Source organism: Magnetospirillum sp. WYHS-4, from assembly GCA_039908345.1.
Lineage (GTDB): Bacteria > Pseudomonadota > Alphaproteobacteria > Rhodospirillales > GLO-3 > JAMOBD01.
Genome location: JAMOBD010000106.1, coordinates 1 through 5540, shown reverse-complemented (window position 1 = coordinate 5540; position 5540 = coordinate 1). Strand labels below are relative to the sequence as shown.

At 66.1% G+C, this 5540-nt stretch carries 7 protein-coding genes; 3 read left to right on the top strand and 4 right to left on the bottom strand.

Going from position 1 to position 5540, the window contains the following annotated elements; all coding sequences use genetic code 11:
* The 4 genes from H7841_17680 to H7841_17665 form a co-directional block, all read right to left on the bottom strand.
* The coding region (locus tag H7841_17680; protein ID MEO5338692.1) for a CCA tRNA nucleotidyltransferase at positions 1-1054 on the bottom strand (1054 nt) is incomplete at its 3' end.
* On the bottom strand, positions 1051-1323 hold the full coding sequence (locus H7841_17675; protein ID MEO5338691.1) for a hypothetical protein: 273 nt from the start codon (positions 1321-1323) through the stop codon (positions 1051-1053). The genes H7841_17675 and H7841_17680, both read right to left, overlap by 4 nt.
* A gap of 1 nt (position 1324) precedes the next feature.
* Positions 1325-1912, bottom strand: a complete 588-nt coding sequence (locus H7841_17670) for a CoA pyrophosphatase (protein ID MEO5338690.1) — start codon at positions 1910-1912, stop codon at positions 1325-1327.
* On the bottom strand, positions 1909-2451 hold the full coding sequence (locus H7841_17665) for a DUF1285 domain-containing protein (GenBank protein ID MEO5338689.1): 543 nt from the start codon (positions 2449-2451) through the stop codon (positions 1909-1911). Before H7841_17665 ends, H7841_17670 begins: the two co-directional genes overlap by 4 nt.
* A gap of 188 nt (positions 2452-2639) precedes the next feature.
* Between H7841_17665 and H7841_17660 the strand changes: the two genes are divergently transcribed.
* The 3 genes from H7841_17660 to H7841_17650 form a co-directional block, all read left to right on the top strand.
* Positions 2640-3923, top strand: a complete 1284-nt coding sequence (locus H7841_17660; GenBank protein MEO5338688.1) for an ATP-binding protein — start codon at positions 2640-2642, stop codon at positions 3921-3923.
* Between the two features lie 83 nt (positions 3924-4006).
* Positions 4007-4621, top strand: a complete 615-nt coding sequence (locus H7841_17655) for an RloB family protein (protein MEO5338687.1) — start codon at positions 4007-4009, stop codon at positions 4619-4621.
* 77 nt (positions 4622-4698) lie between these two features.
* Positions 4699-5540: MoxR family ATPase (locus H7841_17650; GenBank protein MEO5338686.1), on the top strand; the 842-nt coding region annotated here is incomplete at its 3' end.

The following is a 5540-nucleotide window of genomic DNA, read 5'->3' as shown; positions in this document are numbered from 1 at the left end:
CCCGTTCCGCCGCCCAGGCCAGCAGCAGGCGGTCGCGCACCGTTTCCGCGCCCTGGCGGTAGAGGGCGCGGCGCAGGACCTTGTCGTCGCTGTCGGCGTCCACCGGCCAGCGCGTCTCGACGGTGGCCACCAGGCGGTGGCGTTGCTCGTTGGACAGTCTCAGGCGGTCCGCCACCGCTTCGGCGCCCGCCCGGTCGGTGTCCAGCAGGGCGGCCAGGCGCCGGATGGGGTGGGGATGGACGGACTCGAAGCGGATGGCCCGGGTGTCCAGCCACGACATCAGGCGCAGGCGGCCCACGTCGCCGGCTTCGGGCAGCACGTGTTCCAGCACCCCCTCGCCCCGCATCAGGAGCGCCACGTCGGCCGGATTGGGCGACATCAGGATGCGGAAGATTTCGACGCGCACCCGCTCGCCCGACAGGATCGGCAGCTTGTGGGCCTCCAGCCGGCAGGCGGCCAGGGCGTCCGGATCGGCGGGCGGGCGGCCGTAGGTGGCGTAGAAGCGGAAGAAGCGCAACAGCCGCAGCACGTCTTCCCGGATGCGGTCGCGCGGATTGCCGACGAAGCGCACATGGCCGCGCGCCAGGTCGTCCAGCCCGTTGAAGGGATCGTAGACGTCGCCGTCCCGGTTGCAGGAAAAGGCGTTGATGGTGAAATCGCGGCGCGAGGCGTCGGCGATCCAGTCGTCGGTAAAGGCCACCTTGGCCCGCCGACCGTCGGTTTCCAGGTCGACGCGAAGGGTGGTGATCTCGAACGGCGTGCCCCCCACCACGGCGGTCACCGTGCCGTGGGCGATGCCCGTCGGGATGACGTGGATGCCGGCCCGGCCCAGAAGCGCCATCACCTTTTCCGGCGGATCGGGGGTGGCGATGTCGATGTCGCGGATCGGCCGCTTCAAGAGGGCGTCCCGCACGCAGCCGCCGATGAAGCGCACCTCGGTGCCGTCGGCGGTCAGCGCCTCCCAGACCGCCAGGGTCTCGGCCGCCGTCATCCAGGGCTGCGGCGCCAGCTTGCCGAAGGGTTCCGGGTTGGGGCCGACGATATCCAGCTTCACCTGAACCGCCCCGGCACCACACGACCGCTTTCGTCCAGGTAGGGCGGCTCGTAGATCTGACCCGGCCGGCCCTGGTAGTCGATCAGGGCGGCGACCACGAACCCGGCCACGGTCAGGCCGACGCCGGCCACCAGAAGCCAGAACCAGGGGCCGTCGCCCCACCACTTCTTGCCTTCCTCATGCTTGTGGCGGTCGAACCAGGCCCAGGCGAGCCAGATGGCGAAGGGCAGGGCCATGGGCAGCACATATTGCAGGAAAAGGCGGGTCACATCAGTCCTCGCGAAGACATTCGTAGAGATTGACGAGCATGCCCGCGGTGGCGCCCCAGATGTGGCGCTCGCCGTAGGGCATGGACCAGAAGAAGCGCTCGCGGCCTTCGAACTGGCGGCTGCAGCGCCGGTGGTTGGCGGGATCGAGCAGGAAGGACAGGGGCACCTCGAAAGCTTCGGCCACCTCGTGGGGATCGAGGCTGAGGGCGAAGGGCGTTTCCACCACGCCCACCACCGGGGTCACCTCGAACCCGGTGCGCGTGACGTAAAGATCCAGCCGGCCGATCAACGTCACCCGCTCGGGGGAAAGGCCGATTTCCTCTTCGGCCTCGCGCAGGGCCGCGTGCTCGGGGGCCTCGTCGCCGGGTTCCACGTGGCCGCCGGGGAAGCTGATCTGGCCCGGATGGTGTTCCAGATGGTCGGTGCGGCGGGTGAACAGCACTGTCGGCCCATCCTGGCGGGCGACGATGGGCACCAGCACGGCGGCCGGGCGCAACGCTTCCATCGGCCCGGTCCCCGGATTGAGGTCGTGGTCGCCGCGGATGCGTCCCGTCTGCCGGATGCGGCGGGCCAGCCAGTCGCGGGTCATGCCTCCGCCTCCCCCAGGACGAAGAAACGGCCGCAGCTCCAGACGCCGAACAGGCGCTTGCCGTCCAGTTCCTCCTCGCAGCCCCGTTCGACCAGCTCGTAGAAGACCGCGCGGGTCAGCCGGGCCTCGATGCCGCCCGCGATTTCCAGATAGGGGCGCAGCTCGCCGTCCGCTTCCCGCAGGCATAGGCCGTGGCGGGCGTCCAGCGCCACGATGCGATCCACGTTGGTGCGAAAGCTGACGGCCTGTTCGCGGCCCTCGCGGACGACATACATCTCGACCGCCTGGAAAGGGGCGTCGTCCACCGTGACGCGGCCGTATTCGGAAGGCGTGCGCAGCCAGAACGAGCCGTCGGAGTCGCGGCAAAGCGCCTGGGCGAGCAGGCAGACCATTTCCTTCCTGCGCACCGGCCGGCCGTCCCAGTGCCAGACGCCTTCGGCGTCGATGCGGATGTCGAGGGCGGGCAGCAGGACGGGCTCGGGCTCCGCCTCGGTGGAGCAGGCCTCGAAATCGGGGATGTTCGTCGGCTTGCCGTTCATGCATCATCATCCGGCTGACAGAGGAGACCGGCCGTGACCGACCACCCATCCGATATTGCGCCATCCCCCGACGCCCCGCAATCGGTCCCATCGTAAGCTCGCGTACTCTGGAACTCAGGTCGATTGGCGCTACTTTTTTGCGGAAACATCACCCTAATCCGTATAAAGTGGGGCGCGGAGGATGTGGCATGCTTATTGAGTTCCGTACCGGGAATTTCCGGTCTATCCGTGAGGAACAGGCGCTCACGATGGAGGCGGGACGCGGGGGAGACCCTGCCGACTTCCGGCCTCGCCGGGTTGGGGGGTATTCGGAAAGGCTCCTGCCGGCGGTCGCTTTTTACGGGGCCAATGCCAGCGGAAAGAGCAACATGCTGGCCGCCCTCAGGTTCATGCGCGATGCCGTGGACATGTCCCATCGCCTTTGGCCACCGGACGAAGGAGTGCCCCGGCAGTCCTTCGCATGGGGCAATAAGGTCTCGGAGCCGTCGCTATTCGAAGTGTCGGTCCTGATCGACGGCGTGCGTCATCGCTATGGCTTCACCTGCGACGATATGCGCATTGTTGAGGAATGGTTGCATGTCTGGCCGAAGGGCCGCAAGCAGACTTGGTTTACCAGGGCGGAAAGCGGCCTGAAGTTCGGTGAACTCTTTCTCGGAGAAAGTCGCCTGATCGAACAGGTCACCCGCTCCAACGCGCTTTTTCTGTCTGCAGCAGCCCAACTGGGCCATCCGCAAGCCACCCCCCTTTACCAGTGGTTCAAGGCACTGCGGACGTTCAACGTCCCGGCCGCTTCGATGGGGGCGCGAAAATACGGATTTCCGACGAGGCATGGCGGGTCATCTTGGCTGTGGCAAACCTTGGAAGAAAGATCGGCGCTGGACCACCAACCTTCCCTGTTCGACGACGGAGAAACTTCCGATCCTCGCTATCAGGTCTTCCTGGAAATGCTACGGGCCGCCGACATCGGAATTGTCGATGTAAAGCTGGAAAAGAAGGAAAAGGAACACTGGCCCCCTCGGGTCCTATTGCGCCACCAAAACCTCTCGGACGAGGCCTGGCTTCCGTTGGAAGAAGAGTCCGGCGGAACCCGCACCTTGTTTCGCATGGGTCCGGGATTGGTGGATTCCCTTTTCAGTGGTGGCGTCCTCGCCATTGACGAACTCGAGGCTAGCCTCCATCCGTTGCTTGCCCTTTGGGTTGTCCGAAGGTTCAACGACCCCCTGACGAACCCGCAGAATGCCCAGATTATTTTTGCAACCCACGACACCAACCTGCTGGGCACGTCGGCTGGCGATCCGCCGCTCAGACGCGATCAAGTCTGGCTGACGGAAAAGGATCGGGAGGGGGCCACTCACCTGTACCCCTTGACGGACTATAAGCCACGAAAGGAGGAAAACCTCGAACGCGGCTATCTGCAGGGCCGGTATGGTGCCATCCCCTGCCTGGGCGATCTGACAGGGTTCGATAGGTAGATGCGATGGGGCCTACGCAACAAAACCGTCAACGCCGTCCAGCCCGCCGAGCCCCGATCCGGAATCCGAAGCGCCGGCTATTGGTGCTGTGCGAAGGCAAGGTCACCGAACCTGAATACCTGCGCGGCTACGAAAGGCTAAAGCGCAACGTCGCCCTGGAATTGGACATTGCCAGGGAGCAGGGCGTCCCTTTGACCCTAGTCAAGGCAGCACTCGAGCGGAAAAAGCGGGCCGAAAGGGAGGCAAAGCGCACCGGCGATTCATTCATCGCCTATGACGAGGTCTGGTGTGTCTTCGACGTCGACGAACATCCCCGCATCAACGATGCCGTCCAACTGGCGGTGGCGAACGGCATCTGTCTCGCCGTGTCCAATCCGTGCTTCGAACTTTGGCTCCTCCTGCACTTCCGGGAAAGTCCCGGCCCTCGGCATCGAGATGATATGAAGCGACTCCTGAGAGACCATTTGCCGGGCTACGATAAGCATCTCCAGTTCGATACAGTCGAACGCGGGGTCGAGAATGCCGTTCGTCGAGCAAGCCGGCTGGACGCGGAAGCCGCCGAAGTGGGAGAGAGGGGGCGCAACCCCACAAGCGGCGTCTACAACCTAACCGAATCCATTGCACGGGACGCCCGATTGCTGGACTGTCGATCCCAAACCGCCCGGCAGCGGCCCAATGGAATAGGAGACCGGCCGTGACCGACCACCCATCCGATATTGCGCCATCCCCCGACGCCCCGCAATCGGTCCGCGACCTGGACGGATTGGCGGAGCACATGCAGGCGGCCAGGGAAGCCATCGGGCGGGTTCTGTTCGGCCAGGACGAGGTGGTCTCGGAAACCCTCGTCACCCTTTTGGCCGGCGGGCATCTGCTGCTGGTGGGCGTGCCGGGTCTCGGCAAGACGCGCCTGGTGGAAACCCTGGGCCGCGTCTTCGGCCTGACCGAGCGCCGCGTCCAGTTCACGCCCGACCTGATGCCGGCCGACATCCTGGGGTCCGAGGTGCTGGAGGAAGGCGAATCGGGCCGCCGCTCCTTCCGCTTCATCGAGGGACCGGTGTTCTGCCAACTCCTGATGCGCGCCAGCCCGCGCACCCAGTCGGCCCTGTTGCAGGCCATGCAGGAACGCCGGGTTTCCGTGGCCGGGCACTACCATGACCTGCCCAGCCCCTTCCACGTCCTGGCCACCCAGAACCCCATCGAGCAGGAAGGCACCTATCCCTTGCCCGAGGCCCAGTTGGACCGCTTCTTCATGCAGGTGGACGTGGGCTATCCGGACCTGGCAACCGAACGCCGCATCCTTGTCGCCACCGGCTCTCCGGATGCGGAACCGGCCGCCGTCATGACCGCCGCCGACTTGCTGGCCGCCCAGCGTCTGGTGCGCCGGGTGCCGGTGGGCGACAGCGTGGCCGAAGCGATCCTCGCCCTGGTGCGGGCCGGCCGTCCCGAATCGAGCCCGCTGCCCGAGGTGGCGCGCCATGTGGCCTGGGGGCCGGGGCCGCGCGCCAGCCCGCGCACCCAGTCGGCCCTGTTGCAGGCCATGCAGGAACGCCGGGTTTCCGTGGCCGGGCACTACCATGACCTGCCCAGCCCCTTCCACGTCCTGGCCACCCAGAACCC

Coding starts and splice junctions, on each gene's coding strand:
- H7841_17670 (MEO5338690.1), bottom strand. CDS start 1,912: ATGACCCGCGACTGGCTGGCCCGCCGCATCCGGCAGACGGGACGCATC.
- H7841_17665 (MEO5338689.1), bottom strand. CDS start 2,451: ATGAACGGCAAGCCGACGAACATCCCCGATTTCGAGGCCTGCTCCACC.
- H7841_17660 (MEO5338688.1), top strand. CDS start 2,640: ATGCTTATTGAGTTCCGTACCGGGAATTTCCGGTCTATCCGTGAGGAA.